Origin of the sequence: Streptomyces sp. GQFP (assembly GCF_021545335.1) — a bacterium.
Classification (GTDB): domain Bacteria; phylum Actinomycetota; class Actinomycetes; order Streptomycetales; family Streptomycetaceae; genus Streptomyces.
Genome location: NZ_CP089312.1, coordinates 4,826,159 through 4,850,907, shown reverse-complemented (window position 1 = coordinate 4,850,907; position 24,749 = coordinate 4,826,159). Strand labels below are relative to the sequence as shown.

Annotated in this window: 21 protein-coding genes and 2 pseudogenes; 10 read left to right on the top strand and 13 right to left on the bottom strand. The window is 71.4% G+C overall.

What is annotated here, in order from left to right; genetic code table 11:
• Positions 1–13 precede the first annotated feature (13 nt).
• The 3 genes from LUX31_RS21450 to LUX31_RS21440 form a co-directional block, all read right to left on the bottom strand.
• The gene (locus LUX31_RS21450; protein WP_235476533.1) at positions 14–3,076 is read right to left on the bottom strand and encodes an AfsR/SARP family transcriptional regulator; all 3,063 of its coding nucleotides are present in this window, start codon (positions 3,074–3,076) and stop codon (positions 14–16) included.
• A gap of 71 nt (positions 3,077–3,147) precedes the next feature.
• Positions 3,148–3,984, bottom strand: coding sequence for an alpha/beta fold hydrolase (locus LUX31_RS21445; protein WP_235476532.1), 837 nt, complete (start codon positions 3,982–3,984; stop codon positions 3,148–3,150).
• Between the two features lie 158 nt (positions 3,985–4,142).
• A complete protein-coding gene (locus LUX31_RS21440; protein WP_235476531.1) occupies positions 4,143–7,001 on the bottom strand; it encodes an AfsR/SARP family transcriptional regulator in 2,859 nt (952 codons plus the stop codon).
• 212 nt (positions 7,002–7,213) lie between these two features.
• On the opposite strand from LUX31_RS21440, the gene LUX31_RS21435 reads away from it, so the two are divergent.
• Together LUX31_RS21435 and LUX31_RS21430 are read left to right on the top strand one after the other, a co-directional pair.
• Positions 7,214–7,534 carry a hypothetical protein gene (locus LUX31_RS21435; protein WP_235476530.1) on the top strand — a complete coding sequence of 107 codons (321 nt, stop codon included), beginning with the start codon at positions 7,214–7,216 and terminating at the stop codon, positions 7,532–7,534.
• Positions 7,535–7,657: 123 nt separating this feature from the next.
• Positions 7,658–8,191, top strand: a complete 534-nt coding sequence (locus LUX31_RS21430) for an NUDIX hydrolase (protein WP_053741481.1) — start codon at positions 7,658–7,660, stop codon at positions 8,189–8,191.
• Positions 8,192–8,421: 230 nt separating this feature from the next.
• Here the strand turns inward: LUX31_RS21430 and LUX31_RS21425 are convergent, their stop codons facing one another.
• Positions 8,422–9,753, bottom strand: coding sequence for a glycosyltransferase (locus tag LUX31_RS21425; protein ID WP_235476529.1), 1,332 nt, complete (start codon positions 9,751–9,753; stop codon positions 8,422–8,424).
• 235 nt (positions 9,754–9,988) lie between these two features.
• Between LUX31_RS21425 and LUX31_RS21420 the strand changes: the two genes are divergently transcribed.
• From LUX31_RS21420 to LUX31_RS37500, 3 genes are read left to right on the top strand one after another with little or no spacing between them, the layout of a single operon-like run.
• Positions 9,989–10,591 carry a DUF4956 domain-containing protein gene (locus tag LUX31_RS21420; RefSeq protein ID WP_235476528.1) on the top strand — a complete coding sequence of 201 codons (603 nt, stop codon included), beginning with the start codon at positions 9,989–9,991 and terminating at the stop codon, positions 10,589–10,591.
• Positions 10,588–11,403, top strand: a complete 816-nt coding sequence (locus tag LUX31_RS21415) for a polyphosphate polymerase domain-containing protein (RefSeq protein ID WP_235476527.1) — start codon at positions 10,588–10,590, stop codon at positions 11,401–11,403. The genes LUX31_RS21420 and LUX31_RS21415 overlap by 4 nt, the downstream gene beginning before the upstream one ends.
• Positions 11,400–13,280, top strand: coding sequence for a carbohydrate-binding domain-containing protein (locus LUX31_RS37500; protein ID WP_268828176.1), 1,881 nt, complete (start codon positions 11,400–11,402; stop codon positions 13,278–13,280). The genes LUX31_RS21415 and LUX31_RS37500 overlap by 4 nt, the downstream gene beginning before the upstream one ends.
• A 53-nt stretch (positions 13,281–13,333) precedes the next feature.
• Here LUX31_RS37500 and LUX31_RS21400 read toward each other — a convergent pair whose 3' ends face one another.
• Positions 13,334–14,248: a peptidoglycan-binding protein gene (locus LUX31_RS21400; protein ID WP_235476526.1), complete on the bottom strand. Its 915-nt coding sequence runs from the start codon at positions 14,246–14,248 to the stop codon at positions 13,334–13,336.
• Positions 14,249–14,504: 256 nt separating this feature from the next.
• Between LUX31_RS21400 and LUX31_RS21395 the strand changes: the two are divergent.
• A pseudogene (locus LUX31_RS21395) lies at positions 14,505–14,963 on the top strand (SRPBCC family protein); the annotation flags it as partial.
• A gap of 168 nt (positions 14,964–15,131) precedes the next feature.
• Here the strand turns inward: LUX31_RS21395 and LUX31_RS21390 are convergent.
• On the bottom strand, positions 15,132–15,824 hold the full coding sequence (locus LUX31_RS21390) for a DUF6766 family protein (protein ID WP_235476525.1): 693 nt from the start codon (positions 15,822–15,824) through the stop codon (positions 15,132–15,134).
• 83 nt (positions 15,825–15,907) lie between these two features.
• Positions 15,908–16,321 carry a hypothetical protein gene (locus LUX31_RS21385; protein WP_235476523.1) on the bottom strand — a complete coding sequence of 138 codons (414 nt, stop codon included), beginning with the start codon at positions 16,319–16,321 and terminating at the stop codon, positions 15,908–15,910.
• A 142-nt stretch (positions 16,322–16,463) separates the two neighbouring features.
• On the opposite strand from LUX31_RS21385, the gene LUX31_RS21380 reads away from it, so the two are divergent.
• A complete protein-coding gene (locus tag LUX31_RS21380) occupies positions 16,464–17,618 on the top strand; it encodes an aromatic acid exporter family protein (RefSeq protein ID WP_235476522.1) in 1,155 nt (384 codons plus the stop codon).
• Between the two features lie 374 nt (positions 17,619–17,992).
• Here LUX31_RS21380 and LUX31_RS21375 read toward each other — a convergent pair whose 3' ends face one another.
• The 3 genes from LUX31_RS21375 to LUX31_RS21365 all read right to left on the bottom strand — a co-directional run bounded on the left by LUX31_RS21375 (position 17,993) and on the right by LUX31_RS21365 (position 19,821).
• On the bottom strand, positions 17,993–18,238 hold the full coding sequence (locus tag LUX31_RS21375) for a CDGSH iron-sulfur domain-containing protein (RefSeq protein WP_235476512.1): 246 nt from the start codon (positions 18,236–18,238) through the stop codon (positions 17,993–17,995).
• Complete coding sequence (locus LUX31_RS21370) at positions 18,222–18,899, bottom strand: HemK2/MTQ2 family protein methyltransferase (protein ID WP_235476511.1); 678 nt, start codon at positions 18,897–18,899, stop codon at positions 18,222–18,224. The genes LUX31_RS21375 and LUX31_RS21370 overlap by 17 nt, the downstream gene beginning before the upstream one ends.
• A gap of 259 nt (positions 18,900–19,158) precedes the next feature.
• The gene (locus tag LUX31_RS21365) at positions 19,159–19,821 is read right to left on the bottom strand and encodes a GAF and ANTAR domain-containing protein (protein WP_235480004.1); all 663 of its coding nucleotides are present in this window, start codon (positions 19,819–19,821) and stop codon (positions 19,159–19,161) included.
• 299 nt (positions 19,822–20,120) lie between these two features.
• Here LUX31_RS21365 and LUX31_RS21360 point away from each other — a divergent pair, with 299 nt between their 5' ends.
• A complete protein-coding gene (locus LUX31_RS21360) occupies positions 20,121–20,489 on the top strand; it encodes a PRC-barrel domain-containing protein (RefSeq protein WP_235476510.1) in 369 nt (122 codons plus the stop codon).
• A 101-nt stretch (positions 20,490–20,590) separates the two neighbouring features.
• Here LUX31_RS21360 and LUX31_RS21355 read toward each other — a convergent pair whose 3' ends face one another.
• Entirely contained in the window at positions 20,591–21,079 is a 489-nt protein-coding gene (locus LUX31_RS21355; RefSeq protein ID WP_235476509.1) for a flavin reductase family protein, read from the bottom strand.
• A 94-nt stretch (positions 21,080–21,173) separates the two neighbouring features.
• On the opposite strand from LUX31_RS21355, the gene LUX31_RS21350 reads away from it, so the two are divergent.
• Entirely contained in the window at positions 21,174–22,175 is a 1,002-nt protein-coding gene (locus tag LUX31_RS21350) for an iron-containing redox enzyme family protein (protein WP_235476508.1), read from the top strand.
• Positions 22,176–22,210: 35 nt separating this feature from the next.
• On the top strand, positions 22,211–23,176 hold the full coding sequence (locus tag LUX31_RS21345; protein ID WP_235476506.1) for an LLM class F420-dependent oxidoreductase: 966 nt from the start codon (positions 22,211–22,213) through the stop codon (positions 23,174–23,176).
• Between the two features lie 121 nt (positions 23,177–23,297).
• Here LUX31_RS21345 and LUX31_RS21340 read toward each other — a convergent pair whose 3' ends face one another.
• Complete coding sequence (locus LUX31_RS21340) at positions 23,298–23,528, bottom strand: DUF5133 domain-containing protein (protein ID WP_235476504.1); 231 nt, start codon at positions 23,526–23,528, stop codon at positions 23,298–23,300.
• A gap of 101 nt (positions 23,529–23,629) precedes the next feature.
• Positions 23,630–24,693, bottom strand: a pseudogene (locus LUX31_RS21335) (YihY/virulence factor BrkB family protein).
• Positions 24,694–24,749 lie beyond the last annotated feature (56 nt).

Below are 24,749 nucleotides of genomic sequence, written 5' to 3'. Positions count from 1 at the left end.
GGTGACATCCCTGTCAGGGATACGCGGACACGGCGCTGATCCTCGGCGCCGGTACCGCGTCGCCCAGGGCCTGCAGTCTCGTCCGGAGTTCCGAGGCCGCCGTCGGGTCGGTCCGGACGAGGAGGCCCAGGGCGTGTTCCCAGACCGTGCGGGCCGAGCCGGGGTCGCCGACGGCGAGGTAGGTGTCGCCGAGGTGGCGCAGCGTGTTGGCCTCGCTGAAGGTGTCGCCGATCTCCCGGTACAGCCGCAGCGCGCACTGGAAGCAGGCGATGGCCCGCTGGTGCTCGCCCAGGTGGTGGCGGGCGATACCGAGGCTGTCCCAGGTGTTGGCCTTGCCGTAGCGGGTGCCGTTGGGCCCGTCGAGCCCGGCCAGGGCCTCCTCCAGATGGACGGTGGCCCGGCGGTGGTCGCCGCGCAGGACGTGGGTCCAGCCCAGGGCGTGCTGCGCACTGGTCGCGGCGGCGTGGTCGCCGACGGCCCGGTACAGGGTGAGGGCGCGGCCGGCCGCTTCGAGGGCGCCGTCGTAGTCGCCGAGCCGGTCCAGGAGCCAGGCGTGGCTGCGGTGGGCGTGGGCGAGGCCGGGCCGGTCGCCGAGTTCGGTGCACAGGGCGAGGGACCGCCCGATGTGGGCGCGGGCGTCGTCGTACTGTTCCAGCCGGGCCGAGGCGCGGGCCAGCCCGCGGTGCAGATGGGCCTGGGCGGTGCGGTCGCCGTCCCGGACGGCCGCGTCGAGGCCGGCCCGGTGCAGGGCCACGGACTCGTGGCTGTGCCCCTGGCGGTCCATGAACCTCTCCAGCGTCCAGGCCAGGGACCAGACATGGCCGTCGTACCCCTGTTCGGCGGCGAGGGCGGCGACGGCGTGCAGCACCTGGCGTTCGGCCGTGTACCAGCGCAGCGCGTGCCCGTCGTCGGCGAGCGCCTCGGGGCGGGCGCCCGGGGCGGCGGCGGCCAGCGGACTGGTCCGCCACAGCGGGGAGTAGAGGAGGCCGGCGGCGTGCGCGGTGTGGAGGTAGTGGTCGAGGAGCCGGTGTACGGCGGACTCGCGGGCCTCCGTCGTCTCGTCCTGGCCGGCGCGTTCGATCGCGTAGGTGCGCAGCAGGTCGTGGCAGATATGGCGGCCGGGGGCGTGTTCGGTGAGGAGGTGGGAGCGCGTGAGTTCGGCCAACAGGCTGCGCGCCGCCTCCGGTTCGACGTCCGCGACGGCCGCCGCGGCCGGCACGGTGACGTCCGGGCCCGGGTGCAGGGACAGCAGCCGCAGCAGTCGCGCCGCGTCGGGGCTGAGCGCACGGTACGACCAGGAGAGCACCGCCCGTACGTCCCCGGCCGGGTCCGTGTCCGTGAAGGCGTCCAGACTGCCCTGGGCGGTGCGGAGTTCGTCCGCGACGGCGGTGAGCGGGAAGTCCGGGTTGGTGGCGGCCCGGGTGGCGACCACGGCCAGGGCCAGCGGGAGTCCCGCGCACCGGGCGACGATCTCGTCGACGGCGGCGGGGTCGGTCAGGACACGTTCGGCGCCGAGGCGGCGGGCCAGGGACTCGCGGGCCTCGGCGGCGGGCAGCCGGTCCAGGGCCAGGGGGCGGGCGGCCTCGGCGGTGACCAGGCCGAGGAGCCGGTCGCGGCTGGTGACGACGACCAGGGAGCCGGGGCTGCCCGGCAGCAGCGGGCGGACCTGTTCGGCGTCGCGCGCGTTGTCGAGCAGGATCAGCACCCGGCGCCGGGCCAACAGGCTGCGGTACAGGCCGGTCTGGGCGTTCGCCCCGGCGGGTATGCGCTGCCCGGGCACCCCGAGCGCCTCCAGGAACCCGCGCAGGGCCTGCCCCGGGTCCGTCGCCGCCCCGCCCGGATCGAAGCCGCGCAGATTGACGTACAGCTGCCCGTCCGGGAAGCGGTGGGCGATCCGGTGGGCCCAGCGCACGGCGAGCGTGGTCTTGCCGATGCCGCCCATGCCGCTGATCACGGCGATCCGCAGTCCGGGCGCCGGATCCGCCGACAGCCCGGTGACCTGGGCGAGTTCGGCCCTGCGGCCCGCGAACGTGGCGAGATCCGCGGGGAGTTGGGCGGGCCGTACGAAGGGATCGGGGGCGGACTGTACGAGGGGACCGGCGCCGTTGCCCGCCGAGGACTCCCCGTGCCCGGCCCCGGCCTCCGCCAGCGTGGGGACGGCGGTGAGATGGCCGGACGCCACGGGCCGCACGCGCTCCGTGCGCGGCGTACGGGCTGTGTCGTTCGTGCCGTTGGGCTTGGGCGTTCTGTTCGCGCGGGCCAGTACCGGCGTGTCCGTCGGGCCCTTTGTGCGCGGGCTGGGCGTGGGTGTGTCCAGCCGCAGCACATCCCGTTGTGCGGCCCGTAGTTCGGGGCCGGGGGCCACGCCCAGCTCGGAGTCGAGCGTGACCCGTACGCGCTGCCAGGTGTCCAGGGCCTCCGCGCGCTGCCCGGTGGCCGCCAACGCCCGTACGAGCCGGGCCTGGAGGGACTCGTCGAGCGGGTGGTCGGCGGCGGTGCGGTGGAGCACGCCGAGCAGCTGACCGGAGGCCCCGGCCGCCCGTGTCACGTCGGCGGCCTCCTTCACCACCGTCAGGTACTCGCGTTCGAGCGCCTCGATCGCGGGATGCGAGCGGGCCTCGGCCGGAATCCCCGTGGCGACGGCCCCGGTTCGCAGCGCTAGTGCCTCAAGGAACAACGGAACGGCGGCAGTTGGTGAAGTGCCGCTGTTTTCCCGGCCCTTCGCTGCCGCCCGCGCCCGACGCACCAACTCCCGGAAGCGCAGCAGGTCCAGGCTGTCGGGCGACGCGTTGAGGCGGTAGCCGCCGATGTCCCGGACCAGCCAGTCGCCCGTCGCGCGCATCGCCAACTCCGGTTCCAACAACCGGCGCAGCACCCCGATGTGCCGGTACACGGCGTTGGCGGGCCGGCCCGGGGGCGACTCGCCCCACAGGGCCCGTACCGTCTCCTCCATGGTCACGGGCTGTCCCGCGTGCGCCATCAGCAGGGCGAGCAACAGCCGTTGCTGTGCGGCCCCCAACCGCACCTCCCCGCCGTCGCGCCACACCCGCACCGGTCCCAGCACAGCGAACCGCATAGTCACCGTCGTAACTCCCGCAATAGCCCCGCACGTACGCCCCCCGATTTGCCCCGCAGTCCGTACTGTCCTCAGACGGCGGGCAGTCCCTCTATCCAGCCCAGCACGAGCGCGTTGAACTCCGCCGGCCGCTCCTGGAAGAGCCAGTGTCCGACCCCCTCCAGCACCACGGAGGCGCTGTACGGATGCCCGTTCAGCTTCTCCTCCCAGTCCCCGTCGATCCCCTTGGCCTTCAGCGAGCCGGCGGCCGACAGCGACAGCACCGGGCAGGATCTGCGTGCCAGGAACGTCTCGACGCCGGGCCGGGAGGTCAGCGGGGCCGCCGCCTCGTCGAACAGGCCGTGGAAGACGTCCCGTACGGTCATCGGGTCCATGCCGAGGATCCGCCGACGGTGCCAGGATCGCAGGGACTCCGCCTCGGGGCCGGACGTGGTGTTGTTCTCCAGCCCGCCGATGACCGCCACGGCGGTGCCGACCGGGTCCGGGACGCGGAAGGCGGCGGCGAGCTGCGGCGCGAAGCCGTCCTCGAAGCCGTAGCCGGGGTCGACGGCGACCACGGCCCGTACCAGCGACGGGTGTTCGACCGCGAGCACCGAGGCGACGACCGCGCCCAGCGAGTGCCCGACCACGACGACCGGGCCGGAGTCGATGCTGTCGAGCAGCTCCGCGAGGTCGGCGGCGAAGTCGCGCGGGCGCTGCCCGCCGGTGAGCCCCGAGGAACGGCCGTGCCCCCGCAGGTCCGGCGTGATCACCCGGTGCCGGGCCGAGAAGGCGTCGATCTGCGCGGACCAGTCGTGCGAGTCGCAGGTCGCGCCGTGCACCAGCAGCAGCGTCTCGCCGCGCGCGTCGGCGCCGGGCCCCTCGTCGGTGTGGAACAGCCGGTTTCCGTTGATCATGGTGTACGTCATGGAACTTGCTCCCCGTGTACGGGTGTTGGCGATGTCGGCGGGAGCGTAGGCAGGGGGGAGTGGACGAAGTGTGCCTGCCTTGTGAGCGGGGGAGCGGGCCGCGCGGCAGGACCTCAGCACCTCGACACCTCAGTGATCATCGCTTCGACACACCTCACTCATCGATACTCATCGATCTTCCGCTGGACCTCGGCCGCCCATACGGGATCGAAGTCCTGCATGGCCTCCATCGCGGCCCGCCAGGTGCTCAGGGCCGCCGTCCGGTCGCCGGCCGCGAGGTGGGCGTCGCCGAGCCGGTCGAGCACACAGGCGATGTTGAACAGGTCGCCTGCCTCGCGGAACAGAGCCAGGGCACGTTGGTGACAGGTCACCGACCGCTGATGCTGGCCGAGCCGGGTGTGGACGTGGCCGAGGGTGTCCCAGGTGTAGCCCTCGGGGAGCCGGGCGCCGAGTTCCTGGAACAGGGCGAGCGCCTGGTGGGCGTGGACGAGGGCGTTGCGGCAGTCGCCGAGACAGGCCTCGCCCCAGGCGGTCGCGACCAGGACGTACGCCTGCCCCCGGCGATGGCCGGACGCCCGGTAGATGCCGAGGGCGGGCGCGAGTTCGTCGAGCCCTTCCTTGAACCGGTCCTGCCGGGTCAGCAGCAGCCACAGCGACAACTGGACCTGCGCCAGCCCGTGACCGTCCACGGCCTCCTCGAACACCCCCTGTGCACACCGCAGTTGGTCCTCCGCCTCGGCGTAGTGCCGCAGCATCACGCAGGCCCGGCCGAGCCCGCGATGGGCATGCCCCAGGGCGACCGGATCGCCCAGGCGGTGGGCGGCGGGCAGGGCGGCGCGTTGCAGGGCGAGGTACTCGTGCCAGTGCCCGAGCCGTTCGTGATACCGCTCCAGACACCAGGCCAGCTGCCAGACGTGGCCGTCGAGGCCGTGCTCCAGGGCTTGCCTGAACACCCCGAGCAGCAGGGGCCGTTCGGAGCGGAACCAGGAGCAGGCGGCGGCGTCGTCGCCGAGCGCCTGGGCTTGCACGGACCCTTGGGACGCCTCTTCCGGTGTGATGACGGCCGTCGGAGGGTCGTAGAGCAGCGCGGCGGCGTGGGCGGTGTGCAGACAGTGATCGAGTAACCGCCGCACAGCGCCCAGCCGTTCATCGTCGGTCTCGTCCGCGTGGACGAGTTCGGTGGCGTAGGCGTGCAGCAGGTCGTGGAAGACGTACCGGCCGGGGGCCCGCTCGGTGAGGAGATGGGCGTCGGCGAGTTCGGCGAGCAGCGGCCGGGTCCGTCCGACGGCCAGACCCGCGAGGGCCGCCGCGGTGTGGACGGTGAGATCGGGCCCGGGATGCAGGGCCAACAGCCGGAAGAGCCGGGCGGCCGCGGCCCCGAGCGCGTCGTACGACCACGAGAAGACGGCCCGTACGTCGGTCGCGGTGTCGGCGCCGACGTCGCGGAATCCGTCAAGTGACCTGTGCGCGCCCCGGAGTTGGTCGGCGAGTGCCGAGAGCGGGAAGGCGGGGTGGACGATGGCACGGGCGGCGACGACCGCCAGCGCGAGGGGCAGCCGTGCGGTGAGCGCGACGATCTCGGCCACGGCCTCGGGCTCGGCGGCCACCCGGTCGGCGCCGATCCGCGCGGCCAGCGCGTTGCGGGCGTCGTCGGACGTGACGAGATCCAGGGTGAGGGGCCGGGCGCCGTCGGCGGAGGCGAGCCCGCTGAGCCGGTTCCGACTGGTGACAAGGACCAGACACCCGGCGGCACCGGGCAGCAGGGGCCGCACCTGCGCGGCGTCACGGGCGTTGTCGAGCACCACCAGGATGCGGCGCCCCGCCAGCAGACTGCGGTACAGAGCGGCCTGCGCGTCCAGCGACTCGGGCACGCGCGCCGCCGGCACACCGAGGGCGTCCAGGAATCCCCGTACGGCGTTCTGCGGCGGCGTGGGCGACACCCCGGCGGCGAAGCCGCGCAGATCGACGTACAACTGCCCGTCCGGGAACCGGTCGGCGACCTCGTGCGCCAGATGCACGGCCAGCGCGGTCTTGCCGACACCGGCTGTGCCGCTGATCGTGCAGATCACGGGGGCGGAGGAGGGGCGCGGCCCGTCGGCGTCCTCCAGGAGGCCGCGCAGCCGCTCCAGTTCGATGTGCCGTCCGACGAAGGCGGGGAGAGCGGAGGGGAGTTGGGCGGGTGGGACGGGTGGGGTGGTGAGGGGAGAGGAAGTTGGGGAAGTTGGGGAAGTCGGGGAAGTCGGGGAAGTCGGGGAAGTCGAGGTCGGCCGGGCGGCGGTGAGTTCGGGCCCGGGATCGACGCCCAACTCGTCGGCGAGCCGGGCGGCGGTGGCGCGGAACACCGCGAGGGCACGGTCGGGGTGCCCGGTGGCGGCGAGGGCGCGTATGAGCAGGGCCTGGATCCCCTCGTCGAGCGGACACCGGGCCGCAATGGCGGAGAGAACGGGCAGCACACGGTCGGCCCGCCCACAGCTGAGCGCGAGTTCGGCGGCTTCACGCACGACGCAGTCGTACTCGCGCTCCAGTTCGACAAAGAGAGGGTGGGTGGAAGCGGAAGCGGAAGCCCCTGCGCCGTCCCCATCCCCATCCCCGCCTCGCAAGGAGAGCGCCTCGACGAAGAGGTCGACGGCACCCGCGGAATCACCGAACTCCCTGGCCTGCCCGACGAGTTGACGAAAGACAAGCAGGTCGACGGAGTCGGGCGGCACCGTGAGCCGATAGCCGCCGCCCCCGCGCAACAGCAGCCCGCCCTCGGCCCGCAGGGGCAGCCCCGGCTCCAACAGCCGCCGCAGCTCACCCACATGCCGGTGCACCATGTTCACGGCATGCCCGGGCGGCCGGTCCGCCCACAACGCGTCGACGATGTCCGGCAGTTGCACAGGAGAACCGGCACGCGCCAGCAGCAGCGCGAGCAGGATCCGACGCCCAGGAGGCCCCGGATCGACCTCGACCCCACCCCGCCAGACCCGTACCTCCCCAAGAACCCTGAACCGTAAAGGAACCGGCTCCTCTGGCACGCTTCACCTCCACCCCCGACCGGATTCTCATGCTAGGCATCGGCGGGGACGGTACTCACGGGGTGGGACATTTCGGGCGCGGCGCGATCGGGAGGGCCAGGGGGCGAGGCATGGCTCCCCGACGCTGCGCCTCTTTTTTAGAGTCCGATGATTCGAGACTGGCCCCGGGAGGGCGTGTGGCTGTTCCTGTGGCTCGGAGTCGGGTCCTACGCGTGATCCGCAGCGTGGGCTCGTCCCTGAAAGAACTACTGGAGGAGTTCATAGGCGAGGCAGTGCTGACGGTGGTCGCCTGCCTTGCTGTGCTGGGGCTGGCTCTGGCTCTGGTTCTGGCGTTTGTCTGGGGATGGGAGCGCAACCCACTCGTCACCGGGGGTGTGGGCGGAGCCTTGCTGGCCTTCCTCGGCTATGGCGGCTGGGAGTTGCTTCGTCCTGCCAGGCCAGGGCGGCGCGGACGACTGGCGGGCGCGGCGGCCACCACGTTTGCCGTGGCCGCACTGTTCGTCGCCCACGGCTGGTCCTGCGGTTGCTTCTGAACGATCAGACGGCACGACCGCTTGGACCCCGCTATCTCGTCGAGCTGACGTGATCTGAGCCGACCCTGCTTCGTCTCCGGATCGGTCTGAGATCCTGGAGACCGATCGAGAGGGGCCGCAGGTATGGAGTGGAAGACCCACGGCGAGCGGCAGATCTACACGAACAAGTGGGTGAATCTGTGTCTGGTCGACGTCCAGCAGCCTGACGGGGCCAGGTGGGAGTACCACGTCGTTCGCCTCAGGCACCTGGCTGTGGCCGCCGTGGTCAACGACCGCCAGGAGGTGCTGATGATGTGGCGGCACAGGTTCATCACCGACTCGTGGGCCTGGGAGTTGCCCATGGGCCTGGTCGAAGAGGGCGAGTCCCCGGAAGAGGCAGCGGCCCGCGAGGTCCTGGAGGAAACAGGCTGGCGCCCCGGCCCCATCAAGCCCCTGATCTACGCCGAGCCGGCCAACGGAATCACCGACTCCCAACACCACGTCTTCCGCGCGGACGGCGCGACGTACGACGGTCCGCCCACGGAGAAGAACGAGTCGGACCGCATCGAGTGGATCCCCCTCAGCGAGGTGCGCGGGATGATCGACCGCCGCGAGATCGTGAGCAGCGGATCCCTCGTCGGCCTCCTGTACGTGCTCATGGACGAAGCGATCCGCTGACCGGTGGGAGGAGTTCGCGAAGCCGTGCCTCGAAGGCCAGGGCTACGGGCTCCCGCCTGTGCGGGGCCAACTGCTCGTAGAACTCCCGTATGTGTGCTGCCTTCGCAGAGGCCCTCCCGTTCGCCGGACGGAAGCGCCCCTGACCTGGTACTTCTCCGTGCCCCCGGCACGATCCGAACCCGCGACTCCTGCCTCAGGAGAACGGGTGCCGCCGCCGAGAGCCCGACAAGTCACGACACCGCTTCCGCAGCCGCTCCCGTCTCCCCGGCCCCCGCCGCCTCCACCACCCCCGCAACAGCCCCCAACGCATCCCGCCCCTCGAACTCCCCCCGCAACTCCCCCGCCCGCTTCAGATACCCCGTCTCCCCCAGCACCGTAAGCACAGCCTTGCGGATATCCGCCGGCGCCGGGTCCCCGCTCCGCAGGTCGATGCCGGCGCCGCTCCACTCCACCCGCGTCGCGATCTCCGGCTTGTCCTCGCCGTCGCCGCCCACGACCAGCGGGACCCCGTGCTGGAGGGCCTGGTGGACGCCGCCGTAGCCGCCGTTCGTGACCAGGGCGGCGGCGTGGGGGAGGAGGAGGTCGAAGGGGACGTAGCCGGCCAGGCGGGCGTTGGGTGGGACCGGGCCCGCGGACTCGAGCTCGGCGGGGCCGTCGGGGCGGCCTGTTGCGGCGACGACCAGGACGTCCTCGTCGGCCAGGGCCTCCAGGGTGGGGCGGATCAGACGGCCGAGGTCGCGGTTGGCGAGTGAGCCCTGGGTGACCACGACGACCGGCCGCTCGGCGTTCTGGACGTCCGCCCACCACTCCGGCAGTTCCTCCGTGGTGCGGGGTGTGGAGGGCAGCGGTCCTACGAAGCGGAAGGACGACGGAGCGTCGCCGCGCGGGTACTCGAAGCCCGGGACGGTCAGCTGGAGGTAGTGGTCCGGCACGGTGATCATGCAGTCGAGGAAGAACCCGGGGAGCTTGACGCCGCTCTCGCCGAAGTTCTCCTCCATGTGCTGCTGGGTTCCGGCCATCATCTGTTTGACCTGCTCGTTCATCTCCCTGTGCCGTTCCCTCGCGTCCTCCCCGGTCAGCGGCTGCATACCGAGTCCGACGGGCGGGGCGTCGTCGCTGAGCAGGGTCGGCATCGTGAGGCCGAGGCTCACCGTGACCGGGCGGCGGCCGGGCGGGGCGGAGAGGGCCAGTGCCGCCGTTCCCAGGAACAGGGGGTCGCTGATGACGACCGATGCCGGGAAGCGGTCCAGGAGGTTCTTCAGTGCGCCGTACTGGGCCGCGGTCGGGTCGCCGAAGATGTACTTCATGTCGTAGTCGATCTGCGCCGGGCCCACCGGGACAGCGGCGCGCTCGGGGAAGTACAGCTCCAGTTTCCGGTCGTCGAAGTCCGCGGCGGACGGCAGCGACACGTGGCGGGCACCCACGGCCCGCACCTGCTCGGCGAAGCGGCTCCCCGTCAGTACGACGACCTCGTGCCCCCGCCGCACCAGGTCGGCGGCGACGGTGAGGACGGGCTGGACATGGCCGTGGAAGGGCGTTGCGGTGGCGATGACGAGTGTCACGGACGGCTCCCTGCGCGCTCGGTGGACGGTTGACCGTGGTCGGTGCCACGGGAGCGTAGGGATCATGTGTGCAGAAGCAGTGCGTTCCCGCCCTGCCCTCCTTGCCTGAGTTGTCCGCTGCGGTACGCGTGATTCTCAAGCTTCCTTAAGAAACGGCCCAGTTCATTCACAGCCAGGTTGCTCATGGTTAAACAATGAGCCAAGTCACCGTAAAGACTGGGTCGGGGAGCGCGTCGTGAACCAGTCGCTGCTCGTCGCCGTCGATCTCGTCGCCATCGCCGCCCTCACCTTCGGGGTCTACTTCCCGCGCCACCATCGCCGGGACCTGATCGCAGCCTTCCTCGGTGTGAACGTCGGGGTTCTTTCGGTTGCGATGACCCTCAGCTCCGCTTCGGTGGGGATCGGGCTGGGGATGGGGCTGTTCGGGGTTCTGTCGATCATCCGGCTGCGGTCGTACGAGATCGCCCAGCACGAGATCGCCTACTACTTCTCCGCTCTCGCTCTCGGTCTGCTCGCCGGGCTTCCTGCGAGCCTGAACGTTTTGACGGCCGCCCTGATGGGGCTGATCGTCCTCACGATGTACGTCGGCGACCACCCCCGGCTCTTCGGCCGGCACCGGCAGCTCAGCCTGCGACTCGACTCCGCGTACACGGACGACGAGGCCCTGCGGGCGCATCTGGAGGTGCTGCTCGGCGGGCGGGTGGTGAACATGTCGGTCAAGGGCGTCGACCTTGTCAACGACACCACCCAGGTTGACGTTAGGTACCTCGTCACCGAGGGGTCGCAGGCACCCCGGGAGGCCGGAACTTCCCCCGCACGGCAGGGAGTCGGGGCGTGACCGCGCCCCCCTCCTCCCTCGACCTCGGTCCCATGGTCGGCGTCCTGCGCCCGATCGGGCTCGACGAACTCGTCGAGCGAGCCTCGCTGTTGACCCGCCTGGACCGCAAGTACATGCTCCCGGTCAGTGAACTCCCGCTGTTCATCAGTGGGTTGGGTGGGGACGTACAGGTTCTGGAGATGGGTGGCGAGCGGGACTTCGGGTATCGGTCGGTCTACTTCGACACCCCGGACCTGGACGGCTATCTGCGGACCGCGCGCCGCCGCCGACGCCGGTACAAGTTGCGCGTCCGTACGTATCTCGACTCCGGCGACCACTACTTCGAGGTCAAGACGAGCGGGCCGCGCGGTACGACCGTCAAGCAGCGCATCCCGTACGACGGTGATCTGTGGCGTCTGTCCCCGGAGGCGCGGGCGTACGCCGACGACGTGCTCGCCGGGGCCGGGATCGACTCCGGCGGGTTCCGGTTCGTGCCCACACTGGTCACCTCGTACCGGCGTACGACCCTGTTCCTGTCCGCGAACGACAGCAGGGTGACCGTCGACACCGGGCTGACCTGGACGCTGCCCGACGGGACCGGACTGCGTACGCCGGAACGGGCCATCGTCGAGACCAAGTCGGGGCGGGCCGGGTCGGAGGCGGACCGGCTGCTGTGGTCGCTGAAGCACCGGCCCGTTCCGATCTCCAAGTACGGCACCGGGCTTGCCGCGCTGCGGCCCGGACTGCCCGCACACCGGTGGCTGCCCGTTCTGCGGCGCCACTTCCCCAACCTTCCGACCGATCCGACCGCACTTCACGGGAGCGCAGCATGAGCGCCTACAACAGGAGCGCGTACAACAGGAGCGCGTACAAACTGGCGGGTCTTCTCGTCTCGGTGGGACTCGCAGGCGCCGCGCTCGTCGGGTGCTCGTCGTCGTCCGGTGACAACTCCGGTTCCTCCGAGGCCAGTTCGGGTTCCTCGTCGGCCGCCGCTGCCGTCGACGGGTCCCAGAAGGCCGCCGCCGTGCTCGCCGACAACCAGGACGTCCACGCGGAGTCGGACGACACGGATACGGATACGGATACGGACGCGGACGCGTCCGGGGTCGTCGGTATCGAGTTGACGGGTGACTCCGCCTCCTCCGGCGGCGCCGGCGTCAAGGTCGACGGGGGCACCGTCACCATCACCGCCGAGGGCACCTACCGGCTCAGCGGGAGTCTCGACGACGGGCAGGTCGTGGTCACCGCCCCCGAGGCCAAGGTCACGCTGATCCTCGACGGCGCGAAGATCGCCAACTCCAAGGGCGCCGCGATCGACGTCACCGACGCCGACGAGGTCGTGGTCGTCCTCGCCGACGGCAGCGCCAACACGCTGAGCGACACGGACACTTACGCCGATGACGCCGAGGCCAACGCCGCCCTGCACAGCGCCGCCGACCTGACCATCGGCGGCAGCGGCTCGCTCACCGTCAAGGGCAACGGCAACGACGGGATCACCAGCACCGACGGTCTGGTGATCCAGGGCGGCACCCTCACCGTCGACGCCGCCGACGACGGTATCCGCGGCAAGGACTACGTGGTGGTGAACGGCGGCACGGTCACCGTCACCGCCAAGGGCGACGGGCTCAAGGCCGACAACACCGAGGACGCCGACCGGGGTTACATCGCCGTCGGCGGCGGCACCGTCAAGGTGACCAGCGCGGGCGACGGCGTCGACGCGGCCACCGACCTCGTCACCACCGGCGGGAAGGTCACCGTCACCAGCGAGGCCTCCGACGACTCGTCCGCACACGGGCTGAAGTCGGGCGTCATCACCGTCCTGGAGGGCGGCACCGTCGACGTCACGTCCTCCGCCGACGCCCTGCACGGCGATGGCGCCGTCCACCTCGGCGGCACCGCCGCCACGCTCGCCGCCGGTGACGACGGAGTGCACGCGGAGGGCGACCTCGTCATCAGCGCGGGCACGGTGAAGGTCACGCGGGCGAACGAGGGCCTGGAGGGCAAGGACATCCTCGTCAGCGGCGGTTCGACCGACGTCACGTCGAGTGACGACGGCGTCAACGCGTCGGGCAGCGAGGCCACTTCGAGTGAAGAAGGTGACCAGGGCGGCTTCGGGGGCGGCGGTCCCGGTGGCGGAGGCGGCGGTGAGGGCGTCGGCGACTTCATCGTCAAGGTGACCGGCGGCAGCCTGGTCATCGACTCCGAGGGCGACGGCTTCGACTCCAACGGCACCGCCGAGATCACCGGCGGGACGGTCGTCGTCAACGGGCCCGAGCGCAACGGCAACGGCGCGCTCGACGTCAACGGCAGCTTCACCGTCAGCGGCGGCACACTGCTCGCCGCCGGCAGCTCGGGCATGGTCGTCACCCCCGACAGCGAGTCCGAGCAGGGCTGGCTCTCGGCGACGCTCGACTCGGCCGTCGAGGCCGGCACGACCGTGCACATCGCCGACTCCGACGGCAAGGTCGTGGCGTCGTACGTCACCTCGAAGGCCGCCCAGAACATCGTGTACTCCGGAGCGGGCATCAAGAGCGGCGAGGAGTACACCGTCCACGCCGGTGGCAGTGCCTCGGGCACCGACACCGGCGGTCTGGCCGAGTCGGGTGAGCTGGGTTCCGCCGAGAAGATCGCCACGGTCACGGCGGGGGAGGCCCCGGAGGGCGGCGGAGGCTTCGGCGGAGGGGGTGGAGGCGGGGGCGGCCGCCCCTGACGCTGACGGCCGTTCCGCACACACAGCCCGGCGGGCGCCCGCCGGGAGAACCGTCAGGAGAACAGCAGACGCCAGGTCAGCGGCCCGGGCGTGCCGTCGGCGTCGCCGCGCAGCTGCTTCTGGGACTTCTGGAAGTCCCGTACGTTCAGCCGGTCCGACTCGCCCCAGGACTTGCTCGGGCCGACCTTGTAGTGGTCGCCGAAGCCGCGCTTGACCAGCTGCTTGCCGAGCTGGAGGACGTACGCGTTCGAGGCCCCGGCGACGAAGTACTTGCGCCCCGGGAACGCGGGGACCGCCGGCTTGGCCGGGGTGCTCGTCGCCGGGGTGTCGTCGTCCAGGTCCAGCTCGGCCTTCGCGTACTTGACGACCCTGGCGAAGTCGATCGCGCCGGGGTCGCCGTGGACGTTCTCGGGCACGTGCATGTGCCCGCAGACGCCCTTGAAGGCGTTCCACTGCGCGGCGGTCAGCCGCTGGCCGCCCGCGCCGTACGAAGTGGGGTACGCGGGCCACGACTTGGGGCCGGACAGCGGTACGCCGTGCTCCTCGTGCATCCAGGCCAGGAAGCGGGCGACGCCCTGGAGGGCCCAGTCGGGCGCGTCGGGCCAGTAGATGTGCGCCTTACCGGCCTTCTGCCACTTCGCGTGGGTCTTCGGGTCGCAGGTGCCGACCAGCTCGACCTGGCACACGTTGAGGGTGTTCGTCTCGACGCCGCCGCGCAGGTTGACCAGCGCTCTGGAGGACGTCTCTATGTCGAAGTGCTGGTACCACTTCAGCTTCTTGGCGGCCAGGTCGGGGACCACGGTCAGGTTCGGCGCGGAGGAGCCGCCGTCGTACCCGGGCAGGGTAGGACCCTCAGTGGTGTGCAGGACGACGACGTCGACCTGCATCGGGTCACCGCCGAAGTCGTCCTGGTACCAGTTCGCACGGCTCGCGCCGGGGAAGCGCTGGGGTCCCGTCTTCGTGCTCATCACAGACTCCTGAGTCGGTTGTTTCCTTGATCGGCCCGATCATTCTTGAAGAACGGGCTCCGCGGGACATCGACTCACCGCGTGATCCCAACATCGCTGTCTACAACCGGGGTTAGAGGTTCACTACGACCTCGGCCGGACGCCGACGGGGGGCCGCGGCCGGCCGCGCCCGTTCCGGATGTCTTCAATCGGCCGACGTGGGTACTCGGCGTCGTACGGAAGAAAAACCGCGAATGGCGTGAATGAGGAGGAAACCATGAGCACGGTCAAGGAAGCGGTGGACGTGGAGGTTCCCGTCCACACCGCCTACAACCAGTGGACGCAGTTCGAGGAGTTCCCGCGGTTCATGGAGGGCGTCGAGGAGGTGCGGCAGCTCGACGACCGGCACAACCACTGGACCACCAAGATCGGCGGGGTGCGGCGCGAGTTCGACACCGAGATCGTCGACCAGCTGCCGGACGACAGGATCACCTGGCGGTCCGTCGGCGGTGACACAGAGCAGCGCGGCTCGGTCCGATTCGAACGCCTGGACGACACGCATACCCGCGTGGAGCTGACCATGGACGTCGAGCCCAGCGGCATGGCCGAGAAGGGCGCGGACGCGCTCGGCATCATCGACCGCCGGGTCAAGGGGGACATGCGCCGCTTCAAGGACTACATCGAGGAGCGCGGCGGCGAGACGGGCGCCTGGCGCGGCCGCATCCGGCCCGGAGAGCCCGGCGACCCCGGTACGCCTGGTACGCCCGGCCCCTCCGGCAGCCCCGGCGGCACGCCTGGTACCCCTGGTCCTGGTACCCCTGGTCCCGGTACCCGCGGTCCCGGCACCCTCGGCGGCCCCGGTCCGATCCTCTGACAGCTGACCTCTGACAGTTGTGTCCGAGGCCTAAACCTCCACGCCGGTGGCGTCGTGCGCGGCGCCCACCGGCTTGGACTCGGGGGAACCCCGCTGGCGGAGGTAGACCGACAGCACCGCCATCGAGGCGACGGCCAGCAGCTCGGACTGCCAGTTCTGCAGCGTGCGGTTCCAGAAGTCCGCCGCGCCCAGGTAGTCCGCCCAGCTCAGCGGGGCCTGGAGCTGCCGCAGCCGCTCTTCGTTGTGGGCGGCCGTGCCGGTGATCGACTGGACCAGCCAGGACAGCAGGAAGACCGTCCCCATGACCAGCAGCAGGGAGTGCGAGTACACCGCGCGCCGCCAGCCGCCGGTCCTGGCCCACTTCGGGGAGTCCGCCCTGGCGTACTCCCCGACCAGCTGTTCCTCGTCGGACCCGGTGCCCGCCTTGTCCGGTTCCTTGGACTCCGGGGAACCGCGCTGCAGCAGCCAGACGGTCACACCGACGTAGAGGAAGAACTGCAGGTACTCCGACTGCCAGTTCTCCGACACGTCGACCGCGAAGTCGGACGTCGTCACGTACGTGCCGAGCGAGACCTGCTGGAGGCCGTCCACGGCCATCCGGTTGTTGAAGTCGGCGTGCCCGGCGACCGCCTGCCCGACCAGGGCCAGGACGAACGTGACCAGGAAGAACAGCCCGAGCCCGTTGTCCCGTACGAACTCCCGCACACGTGCCCGCCCGCTCATCGGTGCATCAGCCCCAGGGCCGCCAGATAGACGAGCCCGACCGAGATGATCCCGACGACGACCGTGAACATGACCCTCACACCTCACCCGCCCTTGATCCGGCACCGGTACGGCTGCCCCTGAGGCCTCGGTTCGCAGCCGGCGGCCACGACCTTCCAGCCGGAGGCGAAGCGGGACAGGAACAGGGTGTCCGAGGCGAGCACGGCCCGCGCCTGGTCGCCGTACACATCCGTCCGCCGTACGGCACCCCCCGGCCGCAGCGACTCCTCACCCACGGCCGTCGCGCAGGGGCCGCCGGCCGACTGCTCCAGTTCCTCCACGGTCGCGGGCGCGAGAACGGCGCACACACGGTCGTACGCACGTTCTGCGAGGGCCCGCTCGAACGCGGCCGTCGTGTCGCGTACGTCGTCCCGCCGCTCCGCGACCGTGCCGCACCCGCCGAGGGCGCCGGCGGCCAGCAGGACGGCGACCGTCACTCCGTACGCACGCCGGGGCATCCACCCACCTCCCACGGCAGTACACCGCGGCGAACCCCGCACGGGCGGCTACCGCGCCTCGGCCTTCCCCCGCCCGGCCGATACGTGAGTGAAGTCGCTCTCAGCGGGTGCAACCCGCCGCCGGCGTGGCACTTGCTGTGTCATGGAGTGGACGAGCAGGGCGACTTGGGCCGGCCGGCGCTGGGCCGGGTCCGCCGTGGCAGCGGTGCGGCGGGCGTGGGCCGGACCGGGCCGGGAGCGGGATCTGGCGGCTCAGGCCGTCAAGGCGGCGCTGGCCGCCTGGGTGGCGTGGGCGGTGGTGGGCTGGTGGCTCGCGGCTCCGATGGCGTTCGTGGCACCGTGGGTCGCGGTCGTGCTGGTGGAGTCGACGGTGTACCGGTCCCTCGCACACGCGCTCCAGCAGCTCGCGGCGATCGCGGTGGGTACGGCGGCGGCGACAGCGGTGGCGCTGCTGCTGGACAGCACGATGGCCGCCATGGCCCTGGTCCTGCCGGCGGTCCTGCTGCTGGAACAGTGGCGACGCCTGGGAAACCAGGGCGTCTACGCCGCCACCGGCGCGCTGTTCGTGCTGACCGGCGGTCAGGTGACCGTCGCCTCGTCGGCCGCCCGTCTCGCGGAGGCGGTCTTCGGCGCGGTGGTCGGCGTGGCGGTCAACGTGCTGATCCGGCCTCCGGTGTATCTGCGCGACGCCCGCTGCGCGCTTCAGGACGCGGCCGGTGAGGCACAGGAGATCCTGGACGCGGTGGCCGACGGACTGGCCACCGGTGAGTGGGACGGGCAGGCGGCCGAGGACTGGCACGAGCGCGCACTGCGCCTGGGCCGCCTGGTCGACCAGGCCGGGTCGGCGATCGGCTGGAGCCGGGAGAGCCTGCGCGGCAATCCGTGGGGGAGCCGTGAGCGGGATCTCGCCCCGGCCGGCAAGGCGTACGACGACGCGCTGGCCGTGCTCGACCACCTCGCCGTCCACACCGTGGAGGTGACCCGGGCGGTCGGGGAGATCTCAGGCGGCGGCAAGTCCTCCCGGCCGGCCGCGGGGATCACCCGTGCCTACGCGGACTTCCTACGGCAGACAGCGCGCGCCGTCCGGCTGTACGGCCTGGCCCGGTTCGCGCCGGACGGCCGTGACGAGGTCGCGGCGGAGGAACTGCGGGAGGTGGTGGGGGAGTTGCACCGCACGCTCGACGAGTTCCGCCGACTGCTCCCCGGGGCGGTGCCCGACGACCCGGACGCACTGGTGACATACGGAACGCTGCTGGCCCAGGCACATCGCCTGACTGGCCAACTCGTCCAGGACTGACCCCCTGCCGACGAGTCACGGACGCGCCTTTCGGCCCAGCCGTGGCCGTGGCGGCGATTCCGGCCGCGCCGGCTGCGGTGGCTGCGGGACGGTCGCTGGCCGTGCGGCGGCTTGTGGGGCGGCCTCGAGGCCGCAGCGGCTGCGGGACTGCGGCCGCGCGGCTTCCGAAGGGGCGGCTGTGCGGCGCGGCGTCGGAGATGCCGTGGGGGCCGTGGCCGGCGTCGTCCGTCGTTCGGTCTGCCGGGTGTCGACGTCGGTGCGCGGAAGGAGTCGAAGTGGGCGGCTCCGGTGGGAGCGCCCGTCGATGCCGCTCTGCGGCCCCTGGCTGCCGCCCCGGGCGGGGTGCGACGAGTTCCGTCGGCGAGCTGCGGAGGTTACTGGGAGGCCGCCTTGCCGTCCTTGGTCTCGCCCGGGTCGGGCGGGGTGCGGCGGCGGTGGCTGGTGTCGCACCAGGGGTAGGCGCGGCTGCGGCGGCAGGTGCAGACCGCCACCGTGAAGCGGTCCGAGACCGCCGACTTGCCGTCCTCGCCCACCACTTCGACCGGTCCCTCGATGAGCAGGGGCCCGTCGCGCTGCACGCGGACGCGGACACGGCGGGGGTGTTCAGGTGTGTTCGGCACGGATCACCACCAGCTCCTCCGTCGTCCCGTCGGCCGTCAGGCCCTGCTCACGCAGCCAGGCGAGCCGTGAACGCAGCACCCGGCCGAAGGGCAGCTCGGCCCGGTCCACGACCTTCGCGCGGAGCCCGGCCCGCTCCAGGCGGGTCAGCGTCGCGTCGATGCCGCACAGGTGGGAGTGCACGATCAGGAGCGCCCCCGTCGGCCGCAGGACCGCCGGCGCGGTGTCGCAGATACGGTCGATCAGCAGGCGGCCGTCCCGTCCGGCGTCCCAGGCCCTGGCGGGGCCCCTGGCCGGCGTGGGGCCCGGAGCGGGTACGTAGGGCGGGTTGGTGAGCACCAGGTCGAAGCGGCGGCCGGGTACGGCTGTCGCCAGGTCGCCGTGGCGCACCCGCAGGGTCTGCCCGTTCAGCAGGGCGTTCAGCCTGGTGGTGGCCAGCGCCCGCCAGGAGATGTCGACGGCCGTGACCCGGCCGCCGAGCCGGGCCGCCTCCACCGCGAGCATCCCGCTTCCGGTGGCCAGATCCAGTACGTCCGTCTCCGCAGTGATGCTCTCGCGGCCCATCGCCCGCCGGAGCAGCCGGGTGTCGGTCTGCGGGGCGTACACGCCCGGGGGGACCCAGCAGCGGAGGCCGGGGGCGGCGGTGAGGGCTTCGGTCGTCATGGTGTTGTCGTCCTCAGCCACGTGAGCCACGTACCCGCGACGGCGACGCGACCACCACGGCGGCCGGCGCCTGGGTGCGGGAGGGCTCGGGGGGTTTCCTGGGGTTGACGACGAGTGCTCGCACGTTCGCTCCGGTGTCGGGGGACGGGTGGCCCGCTGCACGGACACGAGCCGCGGCGGCACCTCCCGAGTACCCCCAGGCCGCAGGCGTAACGAGAGAAGGGTCACCGGCGCCCGGGTGGTGGCGGGCCGGCCGGGGTCACGGGAGGCCGCCCTCCTTGCACACCCGGTGGGCGACCTCGCGGAGCTTGACGTTGCTCACCTGTGAGGAGTGCCGCAGCATGTCGAACGCCTCCTTCTCGGTGACGTGGTCGCGGCCCATGAGAATGCCCATGGCCTCGCCGATGACGTGGCGGGTGGCGACGGCCTGTTCCAGCTGCGCGTGGGTGCGGGCACTGGAGAAGGCGACCGCGGCGTGCGAGGCCAGCAGCCATCCGACCAGCTCACTGGTCTCGGTGAACGCGCCGGGCTCGCGGGAGTAGAGGTTCAGCGCGCCCAGGTTCTCGTCCTCGGTGAACAGCAGGAAGCCCATCATGCTGCCCACACCGAGCGCGCGGGCCTGCGGGGCGTAGGCGGGCCAGCGCTGGTGCTCGCCGGTGAGGTCGGAGATGCGGAAGACCCGCTCCCCCTGCGAAGTACGGGCGGCATCGAAGCACGGCCCTTCGCTCAGCCGCTGTTGCAGCAGGTCACTGTCCACGACCAGCCGGTGCGTGGGAGCGAGGGTCTCCACCTTCGCGTCGCGCAGCATGAGAATGCCGGCCGCGTCGCATCCGTCCACCAGCTCGATGGCCGACGCGGTGATCCGCTCGAGCGTGGCTTCCACGGATTCCTGTGCCAGGAGGTCCCGTGCCATCGATGCCATCTGCTGCGCGAACCGACCCCAGTCCACGTCCACTGCGTCCTCCCGCGTTCCGCGCCACCTGGACACGTCTCCTACCCAGCTTTTCACGCGACGTGCACAACCGCGTCGGTGACTCGGCTCACCGCCCCGCCGCTATTTCCCGTGTGTGGAACCCCGGACGTAGGGCACTCGCAAAAAGGCGGTCACGGAAACCGCCGTGCACGACGTACGGAAAAGAACGTACGGAAAAGGATGTACGGAAAAAGGAGGAGCGGCGGGAATTCCCGCTGTCCTCTGTTTACCGGAGGAGTTGTTTTCGCGTGACCGGGAATATGTGGAACTACGGTGCGACCGCGGGCCATCAGGCGGGCGTCGACCTCATCGGATTCAAGGTCGAGGCCACGGACGGCAGCATCGGCAAGGTCGACAAGCACTCCGACGACGCCGATGCCGCGTACCTGGTGGTGGACACCGGTGTGTGGATCTTCGGCAAGGAGGTCCTGCTCCCGGCGAGCACGGTCGTGGGTATCGACCCGAACGAGCGGAAGATCTTCGTCGGTCTCACCAAGCAGGAGATCAAGGACGCTCCGGAGTTCGACCGCGAAAAGCACCTCGGCAACCAGGGCTACCACGACGAGCTGGGCACCCACTACGGCAAGGGCACGCCGTTCGGCGGCCCGCACGCCTGACCCGGAGCCCGCTCCGAGCATCGCGGCCCCGGGACTCGCAAGGAGTCCCGGGGCTCTCGCGTGCCCCCGCCGGCCTGGTCGGGATGGAAGCGGGGTGGCGGTCAGTCCACCGGATGACCAGGGGAGATGCCGTGCGCGTCCTTGAGGGACAGCAGAGTGGTCCGGCCGCCCACGACGTTCTCCGCCGCCTCCGGAGCCAGGAGGAAACCGACGTGGTCACCGCCGTCGATCCGGTTCTCCACGAGGCCCACGAACCAGACGGGGGCCTCGTCGAGGACCGGCGACCCGGCCGGTCCCGGATGCCATGCGACGCCGGTGAACTTGTCGGTGCGGTCGCCGGTCTCGCCGCCGAAGAGCCGGGCCAGCCGGTCCTGGTCGCGGCGGAGACCATGGACCGTGAGCCGCTCGGCGCGCAGGGCCACCCGGTACGTCCGGTTGGCCTTGGACAGCCAGACGACGAACCGGGCGGGCCGAATCGAACACTGCGAGGCGAAGCCGACCAGGCAGCCCGCCCTCTCACCGCCGGCCTCCACGGTCACGACGTACACCGGACAGTCGATCAGGTCGATGAACGGATCGAGATCGGTCACGCCCGCCGGGTTCCCCGAAAGAGCCTGCTCATGTCGCCGCCCGGCCCTCAGCGACGGCGCAGGTGAGCGGTCCGATCGTGGGTACTCGGTGCGCATGCGCCTCCCACCGAAAGAGCCGCCCCTGCCGTCCGCCCGAGGCCCTGTCTCGGCGGCGGTCGGCGAACACCTACAGAACAGCGGGCCGCTCCCGGAAGAAAAGACGGTTTTCGACGCCGACCCTTTCGGAGACGATCTGCAGCTGGCCCTTTACATCTGCTACGAGCTGCATTACCGGGGATTCGCGGACGTCGATGCCGACCGTGAATGGGACCCCGACCTGCTCAGAATCCGAGCCGTTGCCGAACAGCTTTTCCTCGGGGCCCTGCGCGACGCGGTGCCCGCGCGGGAACACGCCGACGAGGCATTGGCCGAACTGCTCGTCGAGCCCGTCGACGGCAGCGGCGTCAGCCACTTCCTGCGGCGTGAGGGCGAACTGTGGCAGGTGCGCGAGTACGCCGCCCAGCGGTCGCTCTACCACCTCAAGGAGGCCGACCCGCACGCCTGGGTGCTGCCCCGGCTGTGGGGGAGGGCGAAGGCGGGAATGGCGGCCGTGGAGTTCGACGAGTTCGGCGGAGGCCGCGCGGACCGCGTGCACGCCCGCCTGTTCGCCGACCTCATGGCCGACCTCGGCCTGGACACCTCGTACGGGCACTATCTCGACGCGACCGGCGCCGAAGCCCTCGCCACTGTGAACGTGATGTCCCTCTTCGGCCTGCACCGCGCCCTGCGAGGGGCCCTGGTGGGACACTTCGCCGCCGTCGAGATCACCTCGTCCCCCGGGTCACGGCGCCTGGCCGAGGCCATGCGGCGCACCGGCGCCGGACCGGCCGCCGAGCACTTCTACGACGAACACGTCGAGGCCGACGCCGTGCACGAACAGGTCGTCCGCCACGAGGTCGTCGCGGGCCTCCTGGAGGAGGAACCCCACCTGGACGCCGACATCGCCTTCGGGGCGGACACCACCACATACCTCGAGGACCGCCTGGCCGAGCGCCTCCTCGGCGCGTGGCGAACCGGGAAGCCATCGCTGCGCGCACCTCTCCCCGAAGCCCCATGACGGGAACCCCGCACAAGAACAAGGAGCAGAGCGGCATGGTTCAGATCGGGTACACGATGATGACCGAGCAGGCCGGACCGCGGGAGCTGGTCGGGCATGTGGTCGGTGCCGAGCGCGCCGGGTTCGACTTCTCCGTCACGTCCGACCACTACTTCCCCTGGCTGGAGTCCCAGGGACATGCCCCGTACGCGTGGAGCGTGCTCGGGGCCGCCGCGCAGGCCACCGAGCGCATTCCCCTGATGACGTACGTGACCTGCCCGACGACCCGCTATCACCCGGCGGTCGTCGCGCAGAAGGCCGCCACCCTGCAACTCCTCTCCCAGGGGCGCTTCCGCCTGGGACTCGGGTCCGGGGAGAACCTCAACGAGCATGTGGTGGGCGGCGGTTGGCCCGCCGCGCACATCCGGCTCGAGAGGCTGGAGGAGGCCGTGGGGATCATCCGCTCGCTCCTCGCGGGGGAGAACGTCAACCACCACGGCGTCCACTTCGACGTCGAGAACGCCAGGTTGTGGGATCTGCCCGACACGCCTGTGCCGATCGGTGTCGCCGTCTCCGGTGACCGCTCGTGCGAACTCGCGGGCCACCTCGCCGACTTGCTGATCGCCACCGAGCCCAGGCCGGAACTGGTCGCCGCGTTCGACCGGCATGGCGGCGCGGGCAAGCCCAAGGTCGGCCAGCTGCCGGTCAGTTACGACACCGACCGCGACGCCGCGATCGCCCGCGCACACGACCAGTTCCGCTGGTTCGGCGGCGGCTGGCCGGTCAACTCCGAACTGCCCGGGCCCGCCTCGTTCGCGGGCGCCACCCAGTTCGTACGGCCCGAGGACGTGGCCGGGTCCATCCCCTGCGGCGACGACGTGGAGGCGGTCGTGGAGGCCGTACGCCCGTACGTCGACGCGGGGTTCACCGAGGTCGCGCTCGTCCAGATCGGCGGCGCACAGCAGGAGCCGTACCTGGAGTGGGCCGAGCAGAAGCTGCTGCCCGCGCTCCGTGACCTGTGAGCGCGTATGTCGTCACCTGGTGGGAGACGTCCGGACCGGCCGGTCACCGCGTCCAGGGCGGGATCCGGCGCGGGCGCAGACCCGGAGACGGCTGGTGAGTGGATCCTCCGTATGCGCGAGGTCAGTCGGCGGTGAGTACGGAGTCGTGCCCGGGGCGGGCCCCGGGCAGCCGGTGCCGGGCGGCGACGAGGGCGGCCTCGATGTCCCGGGTGCCGGTCGACACGCACAGTGTGTAGGCGACGTCCGCCATCCGCTGCCGTACGGCGGGGCCGCCGTTCTCCGCGTGCAGGGCGTGCAGCGTCTCGTACTGCTCGATCAGGTCCTTCAACACCGCGGGGTGAGCCATCAGCACCAGGGGCCTCCATTCACGTGAACCTGTCATCCGCGAGGCGGGTACCCCCGGCCCACCCGCGCATGCGGCCGCGATCACAGGCCGTCGCACCGCCGCCCACCTCAGGGTCCGAGCCGGCGCCGGTCCTTCTCGTCCCACTTCCGGGTGTCACGCGGCTCGACGTACGGCTCGTCGTCGGCCGGACGGCCCCCGGCGACGGCGCGCTGGCGGACCAGCTCCGCGTCGAACTCCAGGCCGAGCAGGATCGCCAGGTTCGTGATCCACAGCCACACCAGGAACACGATCACGCCGGCGAGTGTCCCGTAGGTCTTGTTGTACGAGGCGAAGCTCGCCACGTACAGGGTGAACCCGGCGGAGGCGGCCATCCAGATCAGCAGGGCGAGGAAGCTGCCCGGAGTGATCCAGCGGAAACCGCGGACCTTGGCGTTCGGGGTGGCCCAGTACAGGACCGCGATCATCACCGTGACCAGGACCACCAGCACCGGCCACTTCGCGATCGACCACACGGTCAGCGCCGTGTCACCGACCCCGAGCGCCGTGCCGGCCTGCCGGGCCAGGCCGCCGGTGAACACCACGATCAGCGCGCTGGCCACGGCCATGACCATCAGCGCCACGGTCACGCCGACCCGTACCGGCAGCACCTTCCACACCGGACGGCCCTCGGGGACGTCGTAGACCGCGTTGGCACCGCGGATGAACGCGGCGACATAGCCGGGGCCGACCACACCGCCAGCACCAGACCCACGACCGCCATGACCGAGCCGATCCCGGCGTTGTCCCGCATCTGCCGCACCGCGTTGCGCAGAACGTCCTGAGCCGGGCCCGGAGCGATCTTCTGGATGTTGTCCAGGACCGCTCGCGTGGCCGACTCCCCGACGACCCCCAGCAGCGACACCAGTGCCAGCAGCGCGGGGAACAGCGCCAGGACCGAGTAGTAGGTCAGAGCCGCTGCCCGGTCGGTCAGCTCATCCCTCCTGAACTCCTTCACGGTGCCTTTCAGCGCCGCTCCCCAGGAGCGCGCGGGCAGGTCCGTCGGACTGTCCGGCGCCCGCCGTTCCACGTGCTCGTCCGGCGCGGCGGCGGCCGGGTCCCGTACGGTCCCGCCCTCGCGGTCGGCCGCGTCGCCTCTGCCGTGCCGTCCATGCCGTCTCGATGTCCGTACCATTCCCCACGAGTATCCGGCCCGGCCCCGCACACACGTGGATTCTCGACATGTCGGAC